Here is a 16,393-nt window from a genome sequence, read left to right on the forward strand (position 1 = left end):
CAACAATTTACCCTGGACCCCGGATGGGTGCAAGCCCGGCCCGACCCTTGGAGGGACGCAGGCCGGGCGCGTCGGGCGCCTACCGCTTGTGGTGCACCTCCTGCAAGCCATAGACCTGCACCGGCATGCCGACCTGCCGCGCCTTCAGCTGCAAGGACAGGTACTGCGAGTAATGCCGCGACTGGTGCAGGTTGCCGCCGTGGAACCAGAGTGCATCCTGCTGCGTGGGCTTCCACATATTGCGCTGTTCGCCTTCCCAGGGGCCGGGGTCCTTGGTGGTGTCCGAGCCCAGTCCCCAGCATTTGCCGACCTTGTCGGCGACGTCGCGGCTGATCAGATCTGCTGCCCAGCCGTTCATCGAGCCGTAGCCGGTGGCGTAGACCACCAGGTCCGCGGGCAGCTTGACGCCGGACTTCAGCACCACGGCGTCGCGCGTGAGGTGGCTGACGTCGGTGCGCGACTGCAGCTTGATGCTGCCGTCGATGATCAGGTCGCAGGCGCCGACGTCGATGTAGTAGCCGGACCCGCGCCGCAGGTATTTCATGAACAGGCCCGAGCCGTCGTCGCCCCAGTCCAGCATGAAGCCCGCCTCTTCGAGCTTGGCGTAGAACCCGGCGTCGCGTTCGCGCATCTGGTCGTAGAGCGGAATCTGGAACTGCGCCATGATCTTGTAGGGCAGGGAAGCGAACGTCAGGTCGGCCTTGCGCGTGGTCATGCCGCGGGCCAGCGCCTGTTCGGAATACAGGCCGCCCAGGCCGATGTCCATCAGCGTTTCGGAACGCACGATGTGAGTGGACGAGCGCTGCACCATGGTGACGTTGGCCCCGCCTTCCCACAGCGCCGCGCAGATGTCGTGCGCGGAGTTGTTGGCGCCGATGACGACCACGTTCTTGCCGCGGTAGGCGTCGGGGCCGGGGTGCTGCGAGGAGTGCTGCTGTTCGCCCTGGAATTCGTCCTGGCCGGGGAAGCTGGGGATGTTGGGCTTGCCGGACATGCCGGTGGCCAGCACCAGCTGCTTGGGCCGCAGCACCACGGGCTTGCCCTCGCGCAGCACCGTGACCTCCCATTCCTGCTTCTGCTCGTCGTAGCGCGCCGACTGGCAGACGGTGGAGGTCCAGTAATTGAGCTCCATGATCCTGGTATACATCTCCAGCCAATCGCCGATCTTGTCCTTGGGCGCGAAGACCGGCCAGTTTTCGGGGAAGGGGATGTAGGGCAGGTGGTCGTACCAGACCGGGTCGTGCAGGCACAGGGACTTGTAGCGCTTTCTCCAGCTGTCGCCGGCGCGCTCGTTCTTTTCGATGATGATGGTCGGCACGTCCAGTTGGCGCAGGCGCGCGCCCAGCGCGATGCCGCCCTGGCCGCCGCCGATGATGAGCACGTAGGGCTGGGTCTGGTAGCCGAGTTCGGCGGCTTCCTGTTCGCGCTTTTCCAGCCAGGTCTGGCGGGTGCGGCTGCTGCCGTGCTCGGCGCCCTTGGGCCGGCGCAGGCCGCTGGGCTCCTCGTGCCCCTTGAGTTCGGACAGGGTGGTCAGCAGAGTCCAGATCTTGCCGTCCTGCACGCGGATGTGGCCGTAGCCGCGCGCGCGGTTGGTCTCGATCTCGATCCAACCCTGCAGCAGGCCGGCCTCTTGCGACACGGTTTCTTTCGGATCCAGGCTGAAGCGCACCGGCTCCACCTGCGACAGCTGGTGTTGCAGCATGTCGCGGATCTGGCCGTGTCCTTCGAGCGTGCGCAGGTTCCAGGTGAACAGCACCAGGTCGCGCCAATAGCAGTCGTCCTGGAACAGGGCGGCGACGCCATCGATGTCCTTGTTGCCCAGCGCCGTGTTCAGGCGCGCGAGCACGGCGTCCAGGGCGGCGCCGGCTTGATCGGTCTGCATGTCTAGTCTCCTTGCCCGTGACGGGCGTCGTTGTCGTGGCGGACTGGTGTGCGGTCCGCTGACAGCCCCGGCCTGTGCCGGCCGGTGGGCGTCGATAACGATCAAGCAATCGGCGTGCCAGCCATGGTTCCCAGGAAGGCGGGGCGGGATGCCGTGGCGGCGCGCCACACCTGTGGCGCCAGGGCGTGGCACCTCAGGAGCGCGCGGCTAGGCCGTGGCGGCGTATCTGGCGATGGACGGTGGAGCGGTCCACGCCCAGGCGCCTTGCGGCTTCGGACACGTTGCCGCCGCAACTGGCCAGCATGGCGCGCAAGGCGGCCTCTTCGGGGCTGGCGGCCGCCACGGCCGGCGCCAGCGCGTCCGGCAGGTCGGCGGGTTCGATGACGCCGTTCTCGCACAGCGCGGCGGCGACCGCGATGGCGTTGGCGAGTTCGCGGATGTTGCCGGGCCAGGGGTGCGCCTTCAGCGCCAGCAGCGCGGCGGGCGCCAGCACGGGGGCGCCGGATTCGTCCTGGTGGCGCGCCAGCAGGCGGGCGATCAGCCATTCCAGGTCGGCGCGTTCGCGCAGCGGCGGCACGGTCAGCGTGGCGGCGTTGATGCGGTAGTAGAGGTCTTCGCGGAAGCGTCCCTCGCGCACCAGCGCGGCAAGATCGCGGTGCGATGCAGATACCAGGCAGAGGCGCACGGCGCGCGGCGCGTTGGCGCCGATGGGCGTGACTTCGGATTCGGCCAGCACCCGCAGCAGGCGGCTTTGCAGCGCCAGCGGCATGTCGCCGATCTCGTCCAGGAACAGGGTGCCGCCGTCGGATTCCTCGATCAGGCCCTTGCGGCCCTTGGTTGCCGCGCCGGTGTAGGCCCCAGGCAGATAGCCGAACAGTTCGCTTTCGATCAGGGATTCGGGGATCGCCGCACAGTTCACGGCGACGAAGCGCCCCGCGCGCTGGCTACCGTCGTGGATGGCGCGGGCCAGGTATTCCTTGCCGACCCCGGTTTCGCCTTGCAGCAGCATGGGCAGCCCTTGCCGGGCCAACTTGGTGGCGCGCGTCAGCATCGCCGCCATGCGGGCATCGCCGCCGTCCAGGCCGCGCAGGGCGGACGGCGCGCCGCGCACGGCGACCGAGGCTCCTCGCGCGTGCCGGTTGGGCTCGATGGCGTGCGCGAACAGCGCATTGCCGTCGCGAGCCACGATCAGGCGCTGCTGCGGCGCATGGGCGCGGGTGTAGCGCGGCAGGTCATCGAGCTGCAGGTCGAAGAATCGGGTGACGGGCTGGCCGATCAGGCCGGCGGGATTGCGCCAGTCCAGGCCGGCGGCGCGCGCCAGCAGCTTGGCGCCGGTGTGCGTCATGCCGAGGATGCGCCCGGAGCCGTCCAGCGAGATCGCGGCCTCAGGATCCACGTCCAGGAATTCGGGCGAGCGCGCGAATCGCAGCACCCATTCATTGCTGGTGCGCGCCATCAGGTTGGCCATTTCGATGCGGCGCGTGGCGCCGGTGACCAGGTGCAGCGCCAGGTTCTGGCTGGCTTTCAGGATGGGGGAGCTGAGCAGCGAAATGTCCAGCACGGCCGCGAGTTCGCCATCGGCGCTGTAGATGGGTGCGGCGGTGCAGGACAGCGGCGTATGGGTATTGTCGAAGTGGTCGCTCTGGTGGATGGTCAGGGCTTCGCCGCTTTCCAGGCAGGCGCCCACGGCGCAGGTGCCGGCGCGCCGCTCGGACCATTCCGACCCCAGATAGAGCCCGGCCTTGCGCAGACTGGCGGTCTGCTGCGCGTCGCCCAGGAACTCCACGGTGACGCCCTGGCGGTCGGCCAGCAGCAGCACGTAGTTCTGGCCGGCGACCTGGCGAAAGAGATGGTCCAGGCCGGACCGCGCAATCGAGATCAGCGCTTCGGACTGCTGGCGGTGTTCGCGCAGCCGGCCATCCGGCACGATGTAGGCCTCGCAGGCCTGGGCGGGATCCAGCCGGTACTGGTCCAGGCAGCGCAGCCAGCTGCTGACCACGTGCGCGTCGCGTTGCGTGGGCCGGCCCAGGCCGACTTGTTCGATCTCGCGGATATGGGCGGAGTGCAGGGATTCCTGACTAGGCATGTCGTCTCCATGTTGCGCCCGATCTGCGCCGGATCAACGGGCAGCATGCACAGAGGACGACACGCCTGTAAATGCTGGTTATCCAGCAGGGGGTATGGGGGACGCTACAGGTCGACCTTGACCTTGCCGGCCTGCACCAGCCCCGCCACGTCGCGTATTTCCGCCAGCAGCGCCTGTTGCAGCTGCGCGGGCGTGCCGCCGGTGGGCTGGAAGCCCTGTTCGCCCAGCTTGGAACGGACCGCTTCGGTCTGCAACGCGCGGTTGATGCCCTGATTCAGCGCCGCGATGGCGGCTTCCGGGGTGCCGGCGGCGCAATAGGTGCCGAATTGGATCTGCGCCGAGAAGCCGGGGTAGCCGCCTTCGGCCACCGTCGGGATGTCCGGGTACTTGGGCAGGCGCTCCGGGCTGGTCACGGCCAGCACGCGCAGGCGTCCGCTTTGCAGATAAGGCTCCACTGCCGCGACGGTGGCGACCACCACCTGGATCTGCCCGCCCAGCAGGTCCGTCATCATCGGACCCGTGCCGCGGTAGGGCACGTGCAGCATGTCGATGCCGCAGGCGGCCTGCAGCAGCTCGGTGGCCAGATGCTGCGGCGTGGCATTGCCGGGGGAGCCGAAGGTCAGTCCCTTGGGTTCGCGTTTGGCCTGGGCAACCAGTTCGCCCAGGGTCTTGGCCGGCAGGTCGGCGTTGACCGCCACCATGTAGGGCGAACGCGCGATGGGGCAGACCGGCGCCAGCTGCTTGAGCACGTCCTCGGGCGGCCGGGCGTAGTAGCGCACCGAAGGCACCAGTCCGGCGAACAGCAGCACGCTGCCGTCCTTGACGCCGTTGGCGGTGTAGTCGGCGCCCAGCATGCCGCTGGCGCCGGGCTTGTTTTCGACCACCACCGGGCGGTCGAGCGCGCCTTCCAGCGTGGCGGCGATCACGCGGCCCAGCACGTCGGTGCCGCCGCCGGGCGGGAAGGGCACGATGACGCGCAAGGGGGCTTCGCGCGCGCTGGCGGCGCCGCTCAACGCGGCGCCCAGCGGCGTGAGGGCCAGGGCCGCCATGTTCTTCAGGATGGTTCTGCGATTCATGTTGTTTGTCTCCGTATCCACTCTACGCGGGCTGATGGCCGGCCGTCTCTAAACCAAGGACGGTGTGCCGGCCGCCGGCAGCAAAAATCCATGCAGCGCCGATGCCACGACGGCGGGCTCTTCCACCGGCAGCATGTGCCGCTGGCCCGGCACCACTTGCGCGCGGCCATGCGGCAGCGCCTCGGCCAGTTCCAGTGTCATGCGCGGGGTCGAGCCGACGTCCAGTTCGCCCGTCAACACCAGGGCAGGGCAGTCGATCTCAGGCGCGGCCTGCGCCAAGATCGGGTCGCCCAGCGCAAACACGCGGTATGCGGCCAGGAAGTTGGCGCGATCGTTGTGCAGCAGGCGCTGGCCGATGCTGGCGACGCGTTCCGGACGGCGGGCCTGGAACGCGGGTGTGAACCAGCGTTGCAGCGAGACCTGGGCGGCGGCTGCGGGATCCTGCGTCGCCGCCGCGTCCAGCCGAGCCAGCACGGCGCGCGCCTCGTCGGGGCTGCGCCGGAACACCGTGCTCAGCAAGGCCAGCCGGGTGACGCGCTGCGGACGGGCGGCGGCATAGGCGCCCGCGACCAGACCGCCCATGGAATAGCCCAGCAGGTTGGCGCTCTGCCAGCCGGCGCGGTCCAGTTCCGCGTCCAGCTGCGCGACGAAGTCCTGCACGGTCACATCGCCGTCGATGGCGGGGGCCAGGCCGTGGCCCAGCATGTCATAGCGCAGCACCTCGAAATCCGGCTCCAGCAGCGGCGTCAGGTCGTCCCACAAAGTGTGGTCCAGGCCGACGCCGTGCAGCAGCACCAGGGGCTCACCGCGCCCTGAACGCCGAAAATGTGCGCTCATTTGGTCTGCGCCTCGCGCTCGAGTTCCTGCAGATCGGAGTAGCGGTTGCCGATCCGGTGGTGCGGACGCCCGGAGGTGGCAGCGCCCAGGGCGATCACGATTTCGTCCGGCGCCGGCGCATCGTTGATGGTGGTCTGCACGGTCAGGTAGTGCGAGCGCAGGCCCTCGTCCAGCTTGTGCATCAGCGGCACGGTGATCACGCAGCCGGGGCCGCCGCGCATGTTGGTGAAGCTCAGGTAGCTGGTGCCGCCGACCGCGCCGCGATAGGCGTTGCCGAAGCGCAGCGTGTGGATCAGCGCGGATGCGTGCTCCACTTCGCCGGCCGTGCCCACCACCGCGGCCTTGCCATAGGCTTCAACCTGATCGGCGGAGCCGGCCTGGCGCAGGATTTCCGCGACCAGCAGCTCGCCCAGGGGCGGCGCGGCTTCCAGGATCTTGGGCCGCAGGTCTTCCTGGAACGGCAGGCCCGCCCAGGGGTTGCGGATCACGGCCGCGGCGATGACCATCACCAGCGGGCGCTCGGCCTCGCGGCCGCCTTCGATCAGGGTTTTTTCCACATAGCTGACTACCTTGCGCACTTGCAAAGACATACCGCTGCTCCAGAACCTGTTGGATGAATGACGCAGCCATTGTTGGGTTTGGGACTGAGTTTTGACAATCCAAATTAACTCAAGTTAATTTCGGAAAATCCGAATTTTCTACAGCCTTGAACTCATGTCCACGCCCTTGAAAATCCAGCACCTGCGCCAGTTCCTGCTGGCGGCCGACCATGGCAGCTTCCGCCTGGCGGCCGAAGGCACGTTCCGCTCGCAGGCGGCGGTGTCGGCGGCCATGCAGGATCTGGAGCAGCAGCTGGGCGCGCCGTTGTTCGAGCCCGGCAAGCGCGCGCAGCTCACGCCCCTGGGCATCGCGGTGGCCCCGCTGTTCCGCGAACTGCTGTCCACCCACGACCGGGTGCTGGATGCGGCGCGCCAGTTCGGGCTGGGTAGCCAGGGACCGGTGTCGCTGGCGGTGATGCCGTCGCTGGCCGACGAGTGGCTGCCGCGCCTGCTGGAGCGCTACGCGCGCAGCCACCCCGCGATCCGCATCCGCGCCATCGACGAGTCTTCGCAGGACGTGCACCGGCTGGTGCTGAGCGGCGAGGTGCAGGTAGGGGTGGCGGGGCAGGTGCCGCGCACCGCGGAAGTGGCGTTCGCGCCGGTGGCGCGCGACGCGTTCGGCCTGGTGTGCCGCAAGAGCCATCCGCTGGCGCGACGCCGCGGACCGGTGCCCTGGTCCGCGCTGGCCGACGAGCGCCTGATAGGCAATGCCACCTTCGACACGCTGAAGAACCGGCAATTGGGCGGAGCCATCGAAGACCCGTTCATGGTGGTGTCGAACCGCGCGTCGCTCTTGGCCAGCGTGGTCAGCGGCCTGGGCGTGACCGTGCTGCCGGTGCTGGCGCGGCCGGCGGCCGCGACCGGACTGGCCTTCGTGCCGCTGGCCGAGCCCACGGTCGAGCGCATCGTCGGCGTGCTGACCCGCAAGGAAGAAACGCTGCTGCCGTCGGTGGCGGCCATGCATGCGCTGGCCCTGCGTTCATTGGCCCAGTTCACGCGCCGCAAGGGCGCGATCCTGGTGTAGCCGCCAGGCGTGCAACGGCGCTAGACGCCGCAGGCGTAGATCATGAACTGGCGGAAGGCTTCGGCGGGCTTGGCCAGCCGCGCTTGCGGATGCCACAGCAGGCCCGCCTCCATGGGCGGGACCGCATCGGTGATGGGCACGGCCTCGATCTTGCGGCCTTCCAGCGACCAGGGACGGTAAACCATGTCCGACAACATGGTGACGCCAAAGCCGTGCGCCACCAGCCCGCGCAGCGCCTCCATCGAACGCGTGCGGAACGCGATGTCGGGCTGCAAGCCGTGGGCGCGCCAATAGGCCAGGGCGGAACGTTCGCCCTCGTCCATTTCCAACAGGATATAGGGATAGCCGGCGATGTCGGCCAGCGACGGGGCCGCGGCCTGCGTCAGCGGATGGCCGGACGCGGTCCATAGCTGCCGCCGCGACCGCACCAGCACTTGGTGTCCGAAGCGTTCGCGCTTGTCGACGTTGGACAGCAGCGCCACGCCCAGCTCGACCTCGCCGCTGGACACGGCCGCTTCAATCTCGGGCCGGTCCATGTCGACCAGATCGAGCTCCACGTCGGGATAGCGTCGGCGGAAGCGCGCCAGCAGGTCCGGCAGGAAGTAGCCCAGTACCGTGTAAGACGCCGCGATCCGCACGGCGCCGCGCAGCGCGTAGCGCTGGAAGCCGGGTTCGCGCAAGGCGTCGTCCAGGGCGTCGAGCACGTCGCGCGCGCGCTGATGGAAGTTGTGCCCTTCGGGCGTCAGCGTGACGCCATGCGGGTGGCGGTCGAACAGGCGCACACCCAATTGCGCCTCCAGGGCAAGGACCGCGTTGGTGACCGCGGATTGCGAGACATGCTCGTCGGTGGCCGCCATGGAAAACCGGCCCGTCCGGGCGGCCGCCGCGAAGTACCGCAGCTGGCGCAGGGTGACGTCATTAGCCATGTGTTTATCGAATATCTGATACCTGAATATATGAATATACGATAACAACCGCGCTTCCTACACTGCGGCAAAACACCAAAAACCCGGAACGCAGGAGACAAGCGTGAACGCCCCATACCCCGCAGGCGCGGCCGATACCCATGGCCTGACGCTGGACGACAAGTACACCCGCACCCACGGGCGCATCTACCTGAGCGGCACCCAGGCCCTGGTGCGGCTGCCCCTGCTGCAGAAGCAGCGCGACCTGCAGGCCGGCCTGAACACGGGCGGCTACATCTCGGGTTATCGCGGCTCGCCGCTGGGCGGGCTGGACCAGGCGCTGTGGAAGGCCAAGCGCCACCTGCAGGCGAACGACGTGGTGTTCCAGCCGGGCGTGAACGAGGACCTGGCCGCCACGGCCGTCTGGGGCTCGCAGCAGCTGAACCTGTTCCCGGGCGCGGCGCGCGACGGCGTGTTCGGCATGTGGTACGGCAAGGGGCCGGGGGTGGACCGGTCGGTGGACGTGCTCAAGCACGCCAATTCCGCCGGCAGCTCGAAGCATGGCGGCGTGCTGATGCTGGCGGGCGACGACCATGCCGCCAAGTCCTCGTCGGTGGCGCATCAGTCCGAACACGTGCTGATCGCCAGCGGCATACCGGTGCTGTACCCGTCCAATGTGCAGGAGTATCTGGACTACGGCCTGCATGGCTGGGCCATGAGCCGCTACACCGGCCTGTGGGTGGCGATGAAGTGCGTGACCGACGTGGTCGAGTCCAGCGCGTCGGTGGAGGTGGATCCGGACCGGGTGCAAATCGTGCTGCCCCAGGACTCCCTGCCCGAAGGCGGCCTGAACATCCGCTGGCCCGACACGCCCCTGTCGCAGGAGGCGCGGCTGCTGGACCACAAGTGGTATGCGGCGCTGGCCTATGTGCGCGCCAACAAGCTGAACCGCGTGGTGCTGGATTCGCCGCAGGCGCACTTCGGCATCATGACCGCCGGCAAGGCGTATCTGGACGTGCGCCAGGCGCTCAACGACCTGGGCCTGGACGAGGCCGCCTGTAGCGAGGCCGGCATACGCGTGCTGAAGGTGGGCTGCATCTGGCCGCTGGACGCGCAGGACGCGCGCGAGTTCGCCACTGGCCTGAAAGAGATCCTGGTGGTGGAGGAAAAGCGCCAGATCCTGGAATACGCGCTGAAGGAAGAACTCTACAACTGGCGCGACGACGTGCGGCCTCGCGTCTATGGCAAGTTCGACGCGCGCGACAACGGCGGCGGCGAATGGTCCACGCCGCGCGGCGGCTGGCTGCTGCCGGCGCGCCACGAGCTGTCGCCGGCGCTGATCGCCCGCGCCATCGCCGCACGTCTGGAGAAGGCCGACCTGTCGGACGCGCTGTGGGCGCGCATCGCGGCACGGCTCGCGGTCATCGACGCCAAGGAGCGCGAGGCCGCCCGGCCCACGTTGGTGGAAGAGCGCAAGCCCTGGTTCTGTTCGGGCTGTCCGCACAACACCTCCACCCGCGTGCCCGAAGGCTCGCGCGCGGTCGCCGGCATTGGCTGTCACTACATGGCGATGTGGATGGACCGCAAGACCGATACCTTCAGCCAGATGGGCGGCGAGGGCGTTGCCTGGCTGGGCCAGAAGGATTTCACGTCCGAGCGCCACATCTTTGCCAATTTGGGCGACGGCACCTATTTCCATTCGGGGTTGCTGGCGATACGCGCCGCGGTGGCGGCCCGCGCCAGCATTACCTACAAGATTCTCTACAACGACGCGGTCGCGATGACGGGCGGGCAGCCGGTGGACGGCGTGCTGACCGTGCCGCAGATCGCCGCGCAGATGCAGGCGGAAGGCGTGGTCAAGACCGTGGTCGTGACCGACGAGCCGGAAAAGTACGCCGGCGCCGCCGCGCTGCCGCAGGGCGTGGAGGTGCACCATCGAAAATCGCTGGACGAGGTGCAGCGCGCGCTGCGCGACATCGCGGGCACGACGGTGCTGATCTACGACCAGACCTGCGCCACCGAGAAGCGCCGCCGCCGCAAGCGCGGCGAGTATCCCGATCCGCCGCGCCGCGCCTTTATCAACGAGGCGGTCTGCGAAGGCTGTGGCGACTGTTCGGTGCAATCCAATTGCCTCTCCGTCGAGCCGCTGGACACGCCGCTGGGCACCAAGCGCCGCATCAACCAGTCATCCTGCAACAAGGACTTCTCCTGCGTGGAGGGATTCTGCCCCAGTTTCGTCACGGCGGAAGGCGCGACGCTGCGCAAGCCGGGCGCGGGCAGGAACCTGCCGGCGCTGTCTGAGCCGCCGCGCCCCGCCTTGGCGGAAATCCGCCAGCGAGCGGCCTATCGCGTGGTGATCGCGGGCGTGGGCGGCACCGGCGTCGTGACCATAGGCGCGCTGCTGGGCGCCGCCGCGCATCTTGAAGGCAAGGGCGTGACCGTGCTGGACATGGCCGGGCTGGCGCAGAAGGGCGGCGCCGTGCTCAGCCACGTGCAGCTCGCCAATCGTCCCTCGGACCTGCATGCCACGCGCGTGGCGCTGGGCGAGGCCGATCTGGTCATCGGCTGCGACGCATTGGTGTCGGCGTCGCCCGAGGTGCTGTCGCGCCTGCGGCCGGACCATGGCCGCGCCGTGGTGAACAGCAGCGCCGCGCCGACGGCGGCCTTCCTGTCGCAGCCCAGTTGGCGTTTCCCCGGTGCGCAGGCCGAAGCCGCATTGGCGCGCAGCACGGGCGGCAACTGCGATTTCATCGAGGCCGGCCCGCTGGCCGAGGCCCTGCTCGGCGACACCATCTACGCCAATCCGCTGCTGCTGGGCTATGCCTGGCAGCAGGGCGGGCTGCCGCTGGCGCTGGACAGCCTGCGGCGCGCGATCGAACTGAACGGCGTCTCGGTCGAGAAGAACCTGGCCGCCTTTGAGCTGGGCCGGCAGGCCGCGCACCACGGCGCCGCCGCGCTCAAGCCGGCGCCGCGGGCGCAGGTGATGGCCTTGCCGGAGTCCCTGGACGGCCAGGTCCAGCGGCTGGCGCAACACGTAGGCGCGTATCAGGATGAGGCCTACGCCGCGCGCTTCCTGGAAGCGGTAGCGGCGGTGCGGGCGCGCGAGGCCGCGTTGGCGGATCCGCAGCGTTTCGAGGTCACGCAGGCGGTCGCGCGCAACCTCGCCAAACTCATGACCTACAAGGACGAGTACGAGGTGGCGCGCCTGTACGTGGATCCGGCCTTCAAGGCCCGGCTGCGCGAGCAGTTCGAAGGCGAACCCGGCCGCGACTATCCGCTGCGTTATCACCTGGCGCCGCCCGCGCTTGCGCGCCGCGACGCACGGGGACGGTTGCAGAAGCGCGCCTACGGTTCGTGGATGGGGCTGGCGTTTCGCGCGCTGGCGCCCATGAAGCGGCTGCGCGGCACCTGGCTGGATGTGTTCGGCAGGACCGCCGAACGCCGCATGGAGCGCCAATTGGCGGCCGACTACCTGGCGCTGGCCGAGGAATTCTCCCGCACGCTGGACGCGGCCAATCGCGCCACGGCGCTGGAACTGGCCGTGTTGCCGGACACGATCCGCGGCTACGGCCATGTCAAGGAGCAAAACGTCGAACGGGCGCGTGCGCAGCAAGCCGAGCTGTGGCAGCGTTACCGGGGGCGGGCGCGGGAGACGCTGGCGGCCTGAGAAACTCGTGGCATCAAGGTGCTGAGTCCAGCAGCACGCAGTTGCGGCCGTTCAGCTTGGCCTTGTACAGCAGTTCGTCGGCGCGACGGGAAAGCTGCTCCAGCGCCATAGCGTTGTTGCCCCGGGCATGGGCGACGCCGAAGCTGGCGGTCATGCTGAAGCAGGTTCCTTCGTCGGCGCTGATCCGCGTCTGCGCGATGTTCAGCCGCATGCGTTCCGCGATGTCCCGGACGCGGTCTGGGTTGCGGCTGCGGCACAGCACGGCGAACTCTTCGCCGCCCACGCGTGCGACCACGTCGGATTCGCGGAAGGTCTTGCGGCACAGTTCCGCCACCATCTTGAGCGCTTCGTCGCCGGTGGCGTGGCCGTACGTGTCATTGATGGATTTGAAGTGGTCGAGGTCGAAGAGGATGAAGCCCAGGCCTTCCTGCGCATCGTTGCGGATGTCGTCCAGCGAGGCTTCCAGGCGCTTTTCGAAGGCGCGCCGGTTCAGCAGGCCGGTCAGGAAATCCGTTTCGGCCATGATGGCGAGATCCTGGATCAGGCGGTCGCGCTCCAGCTCCAGCTTGCGCACGGCGGCGGCGTTGTCGTTGAGCACGTTCAAGGCCTTGAACATGCCGTTCACTTCGCCGCGGTACTGGTCCGCGGGGATGGCCGGCACGTCACCGCCTTTCGCGATCGCGCCGATGATGTTGGTGGCGCGGACGAACGGCCGGATGACACGCTTGCGGAACATGGTCAGGCCGATTATCAGCGCGGCGGTAAGCATCGCCGCGGCAGCCAGGGTGGTCAGCAGGACGCGGATCGCAGCCTGGCGGTTTTCTCCGATGCGCCGCTCCACCTCATTGAGCATGAGGTCGCGGAACCGGACGATGGACTTCATGCGCGGCACATAGTTCGCGCCCAGTTCGTACATCGACACCAGGGAATCCTCGGGCGCCCGCTCGGCAATGGCGCGTACGCTGTCGAGGTAGTTCATGCCGTCGCCGAAGTACTGCTGCTGCAGTTCGCGGTAGGCGAGCGAGGACGCATGACGGGGCATGCTGGCGATGTTGGCGTCGATCAGCGCGCGCAGTTCGTCGATGCGGCCGATCACGCGTTCGATTCTCAGCTGATCGCTGGCGGTCAGCGTGCGGCGCTTGCTCAGGGCTGGCGCGAAGGTGGAACCCACCAGTCCGGCCTGCTCGCGCAGTTCTCCGGCAAGCAACGCCAGCGACAGCAGGTCGAAGTCCTCGCCCTGGTTCCGGGCGACCAGGCCGATGCCGTCGGACATCGCGGCGCGCAGCTCGGGCACCAGCGCGACCATGTCGCCGACCACCGTCCACAGGTTGTAGCCGGAGACGTTGGCGCGGGGTGCGGCGATGGCTGCGTCGGCGCTGGCGCGGGCGTTCAACAACGACTCGCGAATGCGCTGGATATTGGTGAATTCACGGGCGCCGTTGGGGTTGAGCGGAGCACGGTAGAGGGCAAGCAGGTCGGCGATCCGCGCATTGGTGCGCTGGCGCGCTTCAGCCAGCGCGTGCAGGATGTTTTCGGGAACCGGCAGATCGGAGCCCAGCGCCGAGTTCATGGGTCCGCGCTCGGCGGATACCGCCTCCATCGTCAGCAGGGTCGTGCGGACCACGATGAAGCCTTTCATGGCGTCGTCGGTGGCGGCCAGCGACTGCCAGTTCTGCTGTACCACGATCACGGTCAGCATGGAGACCGGCAGCGCTACGCCTGCAGCCAGTGTCAGGAAATACCTTTCAAGGGATTTGAGAGCAAAGACATTGCGGAACATGCGTAAACATCGGCTCGTAACAATGACTGGTGGCCGGAGGTTACTTGAAATGTACCGTCCACAGCATGGTTTTCCCGCCACACTCCGACGGACCGAAGTTTGTATCGCATTAAGTCGTAAAGTCTCATTTCCAAGCGCATTGCATCACTCTATTGCGAGTGCTTTCATGGCCTGTTCCGCGGTGCGCGGCGGGGCGGTCATGGCCGCGCGACAGGCAGTTTTTCCAGCTCATCCTTGAAGTCGGGATAATCCTTCAGGAATTCCTGGCTGAGCCCGAACCGCTTCACCAGACGCTCGTCCACCGTCAGATTGAGCACGGTCGCACCGTCCCACAGCCTGGGGCGTTTTTTCACATGGATCAGCACCTTTTCGGTGAATTCGCGGTAGGAATCGTGCGGCTCGCATTGCTCGTAGTCCGTCGCGACGCGCTGCGCCAGCCCGGCTTCCAGGCCGGCCTGGCGCGCCTTCTCCTGCAGCCACGAAGCCGGCAGCGTTTGCAAGCTGCCGTCGCGGTAGCCGCCGCCGATGTCGGAATGGGCGCCGATGAACCAGCGTTGCTCGACCGGATGGTCGGGCGGGCGCGGCTCGGAGTTGGCCAGACGGGTCCACAGGGTCGGCGCATACGGTTCGCGGAATTCGTTGGTGGCGATGGCGTGATAGGCGTGATGGACGTGGTTGCTGAGTTCGGTGTCGTGGAAGTTGTAGAACCTGGAGAAGCCCGGAAAGGGGATGCCGCCCACCGGTATGCCCAGGCTGCCGACCGTGTCCCAGACGCCGACGAAATGCACGTCGGTCTCGCGCGAGAAGTTGACGCGGAAGGTCGCGGCTTCCAGCGACGAGGGGATGCAGTCGTCGCGGTAGAGCGCATAGGCTTCCGCCACGTTGTTGTCTGAGGGATCATTCAGCAGGCCGCATTTGCGCACCATGCCGGCCAGGCTGCGGGCGGAGTAGGCGCCGCGGCTGAAACCGAACAGGAAGATGCGGTCGCGCGGTTCGTAGCGCTGGCAAAGCCAGCGGTAGCCCGTGCGGATGTTGGCCGACAGTCCCGCGCCAAAGGCGCCGCCGGCGAACTTGTCGATGGCGGCCCACAGGCCCTGGCCCTGCGTGCCCACGCCTTCTATGTAAAACGTTTCCTGCGTGGAGGTCTCGGGCGCCGCTTTGTAGAGTTCGTAGACATTGGTGCGGTCGTTGGGTTCGTTCCAGGTCCCATCGAAGAATACGGCTAGATTCTTCACCATGATCGTTCTCCACAGATGGAGTCTTGCGATGAATCTGCTTGCTGGCATGGCCCGCGTCCTGCGCGACGTAAGCTAGCACGCCGCTGCGGGCCTGCCCGGGGCGTGCTTTCCCTGCTGATCGGACATACACCGTACTTTTGACTAGCTAATTGGTAGCGATCCGCTGTCCTGGCTGGGTTTGCGGGGCGGCGCGGACGCAGGAGGAAAACCGTACTACATCGAAAGTAGCAATCCGGCGGGCCAGGCCGGACGGCGCGCCCGCGTTGGCGGCCGAGCGGCGCTTGGGGTATGTTGCGGGCAGTGCGGCCGCGGGCCGCGCATGACCAGAGTAGATGTACATGGGACCTTTAGCCATACTGGGCGCCTTGCACGAAGAAATCGCCGACTTGCTCGCGGCGATGGATCCGGGCGCCGCCATCCACCGCGTCGCCATGCGCGACTTCCATGTCGGCACCCTGTGGGGCACGCCCTGCGTGATCGCGTTGAGCCGGATCGGCAAGGTAGCCGCGGCAGCTACCGCGTCCATCGTGATCCAGGAGTTCAAGGCATCGCGGGTGATCTTCACCGGCTTGGCGGGCGGCCTGCACGAGGACGTGGCGGTAGGCGACGTGGTCGTGGCCAGCGCGCTGATGCAGCATGACATGGACGCGCGCCCGCTGTTCGGACAGCATGAGATTCCCTTGCTGGGGCGCGAGCGCTTCGACGCGGATCCGGTCCTGAGCGCGAGGCTGCTGGAAAGCGCGGCACAGTTCGCGCGCGGCCATGCCGGCTTGACGGCGGGGCAGCGCGCGCAGCCGCCGCGCGTGCACCATGGCCTCATCGCCACCGGCGACGTCTTCGTCAACAGCAATGACCATGCGCGCGAGCTGCGCCAGCGCCTGCCCGATGCGCTCTGCCTGGAAATGGAAGGCGGGGCGATGGCGCAGGTCTGCCACGAATTCGGCGTGCCCTTCGCGGTGCTGCGGGTGATCTCGGATCAGGCCGATCACGCGGCGAAGGCGGATTTCACCGATTTCCTGGTGAACCTGGCGCGGGTCTACACCGCTGGCATCCTGGCGCCTCTGCTGAAGTCGGGCACGCTGCGGGAAGCCTGAAGCCGGCGCTTGTCAGCGGCCGGTGTCGGGGTAGTTGGGGCCGGCGTCGTGGAACCCGCCTTCGCTGTAGGGGTTGACCGCGCCGGGATGCGGCGGGCCGCCATTGCCTTGCGCGCAAGCGGCCAGGATCACGGCCGTGGCCAAAAGGGAAAGCAGGCGGGTCAAGGCGGATTTCATGATGGTCTCCTGCGCCAAGCGCCTGTGG

Annotated in this window: 12 protein-coding genes; 3 read left to right on the forward strand and 9 right to left on the reverse strand. The window is 67.9% G+C overall.

Going from position 1 to position 16,393, the window contains the following annotated elements; translation table 11 throughout:
* Positions 1-79: 79 nt before the first annotated feature.
* The 5 genes from FOC84_RS17145 to FOC84_RS17165 all read right to left on the reverse strand — a co-directional run bounded on the left by FOC84_RS17145 (position 80) and on the right by FOC84_RS17165 (position 6,471).
* Positions 80-1,882 (reverse strand): NAD(P)/FAD-dependent oxidoreductase, encoded by a 1,803-nt coding sequence (locus tag FOC84_RS17145; RefSeq protein ID WP_173145484.1) that lies wholly within the window; start codon positions 1,880-1,882, stop codon positions 80-82.
* 193 nt (positions 1,883-2,075) lie between these two features.
* Complete coding sequence (locus tag FOC84_RS17150) at positions 2,076-3,968, reverse strand: sigma-54-dependent Fis family transcriptional regulator (RefSeq protein ID WP_173145485.1); 1,893 nt, start codon at positions 3,966-3,968, stop codon at positions 2,076-2,078.
* A gap of 104 nt (positions 3,969-4,072) precedes the next feature.
* Positions 4,073-5,044 carry a Bug family tripartite tricarboxylate transporter substrate binding protein gene (locus tag FOC84_RS17155; protein ID WP_173145486.1) on the reverse strand — a complete coding sequence of 324 codons (972 nt, stop codon included), beginning with the start codon at positions 5,042-5,044 and terminating at the stop codon, positions 4,073-4,075.
* 48 nt (positions 5,045-5,092) lie between these two features.
* Positions 5,093-5,881, reverse strand: a complete 789-nt coding sequence (locus FOC84_RS17160) for an alpha/beta fold hydrolase (protein ID WP_173145487.1) — start codon at positions 5,879-5,881, stop codon at positions 5,093-5,095.
* Positions 5,878-6,471: an amino acid synthesis family protein gene (locus FOC84_RS17165; RefSeq protein WP_173145488.1), complete on the reverse strand. Its 594-nt coding sequence runs from the start codon at positions 6,469-6,471 to the stop codon at positions 5,878-5,880. The genes FOC84_RS17160 and FOC84_RS17165 overlap by 4 nt, the downstream gene beginning before the upstream one ends.
* 124 nt (positions 6,472-6,595) lie before the next feature.
* Between FOC84_RS17165 and FOC84_RS17170 the strand changes: the two genes are divergently transcribed.
* On the forward strand, positions 6,596-7,504 hold the full coding sequence (locus FOC84_RS17170) for a LysR family transcriptional regulator (RefSeq protein ID WP_173145489.1): 909 nt from the start codon (positions 6,596-6,598) through the stop codon (positions 7,502-7,504).
* A gap of 20 nt (positions 7,505-7,524) precedes the next feature.
* Here the strand turns inward: FOC84_RS17170 and FOC84_RS17175 are convergent, their stop codons facing one another.
* Complete coding sequence (locus FOC84_RS17175) at positions 7,525-8,430, reverse strand: LysR substrate-binding domain-containing protein (RefSeq protein ID WP_173145490.1); 906 nt, start codon at positions 8,428-8,430, stop codon at positions 7,525-7,527.
* A gap of 103 nt (positions 8,431-8,533) precedes the next feature.
* Between FOC84_RS17175 and FOC84_RS17180 the strand changes: the two genes are divergently transcribed.
* Positions 8,534-12,076 carry an indolepyruvate ferredoxin oxidoreductase family protein gene (locus FOC84_RS17180; RefSeq protein WP_173145491.1) on the forward strand — a complete coding sequence of 1,181 codons (3,543 nt, stop codon included), beginning with the start codon at positions 8,534-8,536 and terminating at the stop codon, positions 12,074-12,076.
* 13 nt (positions 12,077-12,089) lie between these two features.
* On the opposite strand, the gene FOC84_RS17185 is transcribed toward FOC84_RS17180, so the two are convergent.
* Complete coding sequence (locus FOC84_RS17185; RefSeq protein WP_254241690.1) at positions 12,090-13,775, reverse strand: GGDEF domain-containing protein; 1,686 nt, start codon at positions 13,773-13,775, stop codon at positions 12,090-12,092.
* Positions 13,776-14,053: 278 nt separating this feature from the next.
* Positions 14,054-15,094: a DUF2235 domain-containing protein gene (locus FOC84_RS17190; RefSeq protein ID WP_173145493.1), complete on the reverse strand. Its 1,041-nt coding sequence runs from the start codon at positions 15,092-15,094 to the stop codon at positions 14,054-14,056.
* Between the two features lie 338 nt (positions 15,095-15,432).
* On the opposite strand from FOC84_RS17190, the gene FOC84_RS17195 reads away from it, so the two are divergent.
* Complete coding sequence (locus FOC84_RS17195) at positions 15,433-16,188, forward strand: 5'-methylthioadenosine/adenosylhomocysteine nucleosidase (protein WP_173145494.1); 756 nt, start codon at positions 15,433-15,435, stop codon at positions 16,186-16,188.
* Positions 16,189-16,200: 12 nt separating this feature from the next.
* On the opposite strand, the gene FOC84_RS17200 is transcribed toward FOC84_RS17195, so the two are convergent.
* Complete coding sequence (locus tag FOC84_RS17200; RefSeq protein WP_173145495.1) at positions 16,201-16,365, reverse strand: hypothetical protein; 165 nt, start codon at positions 16,363-16,365, stop codon at positions 16,201-16,203.
* Positions 16,366-16,393 lie beyond the last annotated feature (28 nt).

The organism is Achromobacter pestifer, assembly GCF_013267355.1.
GTDB lineage: Bacteria > Pseudomonadota > Gammaproteobacteria > Burkholderiales > Burkholderiaceae_B > Achromobacter > Achromobacter pestifer_A.

Bases quoted from the DNA above. Each gene is read 5' to 3' on its own strand.
- FOC84_RS17175 (WP_173145490.1), bottom strand. From the start codon at position 8,430: ATGGCTAATGACGTCACCCTGCGCCAGCTGCGGTACTTCGCGGCGGCC.
- FOC84_RS17195 (WP_173145494.1), top strand. From the start codon at position 15,433: ATGGGACCTTTAGCCATACTGGGCGCCTTGCACGAAGAAATCGCCGAC.
- FOC84_RS17165 (WP_173145488.1), bottom strand. From the start codon at position 6,471: ATGTCTTTGCAAGTGCGCAAGGTAGTCAGCTATGTGGAAAAAACCCTG.
- FOC84_RS17190 (WP_173145493.1), bottom strand. From the start codon at position 15,094: ATGGTGAAGAATCTAGCCGTATTCTTCGATGGGACCTGGAACGAACCC.
- FOC84_RS17150 (WP_173145485.1), bottom strand. From the start codon at position 3,968: ATGCCTAGTCAGGAATCCCTGCACTCCGCCCATATCCGCGAGATCGAA.
- FOC84_RS17170 (WP_173145489.1), top strand. From the start codon at position 6,596: ATGTCCACGCCCTTGAAAATCCAGCACCTGCGCCAGTTCCTGCTGGCG.
- FOC84_RS17185 (WP_254241690.1), bottom strand. From the start codon at position 13,775: ATGCTGACCGTGATCGTGGTACAGCAGAACTGGCAGTCGCTGGCCGCC.
- FOC84_RS17160 (WP_173145487.1), bottom strand. From the start codon at position 5,881: ATGAGCGCACATTTTCGGCGTTCAGGGCGCGGTGAGCCCCTGGTGCTG.
- FOC84_RS17155 (WP_173145486.1), bottom strand. From the start codon at position 5,044: ATGAATCGCAGAACCATCCTGAAGAACATGGCGGCCCTGGCCCTCACG.
- FOC84_RS17200 (WP_173145495.1), bottom strand. From the start codon at position 16,365: ATGAAATCCGCCTTGACCCGCCTGCTTTCCCTTTTGGCCACGGCCGTG.
- FOC84_RS17145 (WP_173145484.1), bottom strand. From the start codon at position 1,882: ATGCAGACCGATCAAGCCGGCGCCGCCCTGGACGCCGTGCTCGCGCGC.